This is a genomic window from Lutibacter sp. (genome assembly GCF_040883305.1).
GTDB lineage: Bacteria > Bacteroidota > Bacteroidia > Flavobacteriales > Flavobacteriaceae > Lutibacter.
This window is the reverse complement of the sequence record NZ_JBFLKT010000377.1, coordinates 1-2,666: the sequence shown is the minus strand read 5'-3', so window position 1 is coordinate 2,666 and position 2,666 is coordinate 1. Positions and strand designations below refer to the sequence as shown.

Genomic DNA, 2,666 nt, shown 5'->3' with positions numbered 1-2,666 from the left:
ACAACTGAAAATCCAAGTTTTGAGGTAATTCCTGCATTACTTTCTCGTTGCCAAGTGTATATTTTAAATTCCTTTAGTAAAACAGATTTAGAAGATTTACTAGAACGTGCTTTACAAACCGATACATTTATTTCAGAAAAAAATATAAAAATTGAAGAAACTGAAGCTTTGTTAAGAGTTTCGGGTGGTGATGCTAGAAAGCTACTGAATATATTTGAACTTGTGGTAAACTCTGAAGATGAACCAATTATTATTACCAATGAATTGGTACTTTCTAAAATTCAAAAAAATACGGTTCTCTATGATAAAACTGGCGAACAACATTACGATATTATTTCGGCTTTTATAAAATCGATACGAGGAAGTGATCCAAATGCAGCTGTATATTGGCTTGCTAGAATGATTGAAGGTGGCGAGGATGCCAAATTTATTGCCAGAAGGTTATTAATTTTAGCGAGTGAAGATATTGGTAATGCCAATCCAACTGCGTTAATAATGGCAAATAATACATTCCAAGCCGTAACAACTATTGGATTTCCTGAATCACGAATTATTTTAAGTCAGTGTGCTGTTTATTTAGCAAGCTCACCTAAAAGTAATGCTAGTTATGAAGCTATAGGAAAGGCGCAGGCATTGGTTAAAGAAACAGGTGATTTATCCGTACCATTACATCTAAGAAACGCTCCTACAAAGCTAATGAAAGAATTAGATTACGGTAAAGAATATAAATATGCGCATAACTATGAAAACAATTTTGCAGCACAAGAATTTTTACCAGACGAAATAAAAAACACCAAATTATTTGAACCAGGAAAAAATCCAAGAGAAAATAACCTTAGAGAATTTTTAAAAACTAGATGGAAAACTAAATATAATTATTAGATGTGCTATTATTTTTTAATCGTTGAATTGTGTAACTGTTGAAGTGTGTAATTCGAGAATTAAATAACGTGCAACTTTTGATATTTAAATTTTAACTTCTCACAAAAAGCTGCTAACTTTTAACTTTTCAACTTCCAAACTTTTTAATTATTCAACTCTCTTACACACTTTTTTACCAGTTTCAGAATCAAGATTTAAATTCCCTTTAGAGTCAATTTCAACTAATTGTGGCTGTTTAAATGCACGCCATTTTATAATATAAATAGTAGGTTTTGAAGTTTTATAAATGGTTGCGAATGCTACATTTTCATCTCCTCCTGTTACAGAATATTCGTTATCTTTTTTAGAAATGCTACTTTTCCCCCAAGTATCAAAAAGGTAAATCCCTTCAATTGAAATAGCCGTAGGTAATTTATCTGCTATAACCTTTCCCCTACTTTCTGTTTCTGCAATTTTTTTCTCAATTGGTTTTGCAATAGCTGCAATCTTTTCCATTTTTACTTCTTTAGCTATTTTAGTATTATCAACTTTTGGCTCTATTTCTTTTACCACAACTTTTTGAGTGTCTTCTGGTTTCTTAACTTCAATTTGATTATTTTTATTTTGTGAAATATTCTCTGGACTATAAGTGTAATTTAGGGCTTCAATATCTTCAAAAGCCATTCTAATTGTTTCTTGATAAGCTTTTTTATAATCTTTTTCTTTAGATTTTGCCTCGCTGGTAGAAAAAACAACATTATTGTAACAATCAACCAAATCAATATTCAATTTTGTATTAAGCATTCCCGATTTATTCTTAATCATTGCTTTTAACGCCATACAGCTATTATTAGCTAATTCTACTGGAAATGTATCCGTTGAAAAAAATGTGATAAAGTCATCTCTTTCAAATAAAAATTTGATTAAAGAATTAATTTGGTAACTATCTTCATTTTTTTGAAATTCATATTGTTTTGGAACAATTATATATTTATAATTGTTAATGTTTTTTTGAGCAAAACTTAAAGAACTACTGAAAATTAAAAAGAAAGCAACTAAAATTGATTTATTCATAAGATATATTTTAAAGGTATTTTTTTATTTCGCTTAACAAACTTACAGATTTAATATTTTCTGAAACTGGTTCTTTATTAAAATTGCAAAAAATTACATCTAAACCAACATTTTTAGCTCCCATTATGTCCGCTTCCCAGTTATCGCCAATCATAATAGATTCGCTAGATAGTGCATTCGCCTTATTTAATGCATAGTTAAATATGTGTGGATTTGGTTTCTTAACTCCTGCTTCTTCTGATGTTATAATTTGATTAAAATATTGATTTAAACCCGAATTTCTTAACTTTTTTGATTGTACTTCATTAAAACCATTGGTTATAATATGCATTTGGTAGTTTGGTTTTAAATAATCTAACAATTCATGAGTTCCTTCAAAAAGTTGGTTATTATTTGGTAAATATTCAATATAATCAACCGACAAGTTATCTATTAAACTACTAGAAGCGTCAAACTTTATAATTTTAAATGTATCCTTTAATCTTCCTACCCTTAAGTCTTCTTTGGTAATTTTTTCATCTCTATATAATTTCCAATATTTCTGATTGATTCCTCTATAATAATTTAGAAATTTTTGCAAATCTACTTTAACATTGTGTTTTTCAAAAATTGTATTGAATGCTATATCAGAATTTGTTTCAAAATCCCAAAGTGTGTGATCTAAGTCAAAAAATATGTGGTTGATGTGTTTCATTTATTATATATTTGAACAAAGTAATTAAATTGAAGTT

3 protein-coding genes are annotated in these 2,666 nt (G+C 28.4%); 1 reads left to right on the top strand and 2 read right to left on the bottom strand.

The genetic code is table 11. The features are described 5' to 3' along the window. On the top strand, window positions 1-882 hold an 882-nt coding region (locus tag AB1Z17_RS12165; RefSeq protein WP_368052061.1), incomplete at its 5' end, for a replication-associated recombination protein A. Between the two features lie 147 nt (window positions 883-1,029). Here the strand turns inward: AB1Z17_RS12165 and AB1Z17_RS12160 are convergent. After that, entirely contained in the window at window positions 1,030-1,935 is a 906-nt protein-coding gene (locus AB1Z17_RS12160) for a hypothetical protein (protein WP_368052060.1), read from the bottom strand. Window positions 1,936-1,945: 10 nt separating this feature from the next. Next, window positions 1,946-2,629: a YjjG family noncanonical pyrimidine nucleotidase gene (locus tag AB1Z17_RS12155; protein ID WP_368052059.1), complete on the bottom strand. Its 684-nt coding sequence runs from the start codon at window positions 2,627-2,629 to the stop codon at window positions 1,946-1,948. Between the last annotated feature and the right edge of the window lie 37 nt (window positions 2,630-2,666).

Bases quoted from the DNA above. Each gene is read 5' to 3' on its own strand.
- AB1Z17_RS12155 (WP_368052059.1), bottom strand. From the start codon at position 2,629: ATGAAACACATCAACCACATATTTTTTGACTTAGATCACACACTTTGG.
- AB1Z17_RS12160 (WP_368052060.1), bottom strand. From the start codon at position 1,935: ATGAATAAATCAATTTTAGTTGCTTTCTTTTTAATTTTCAGTAGTTCT.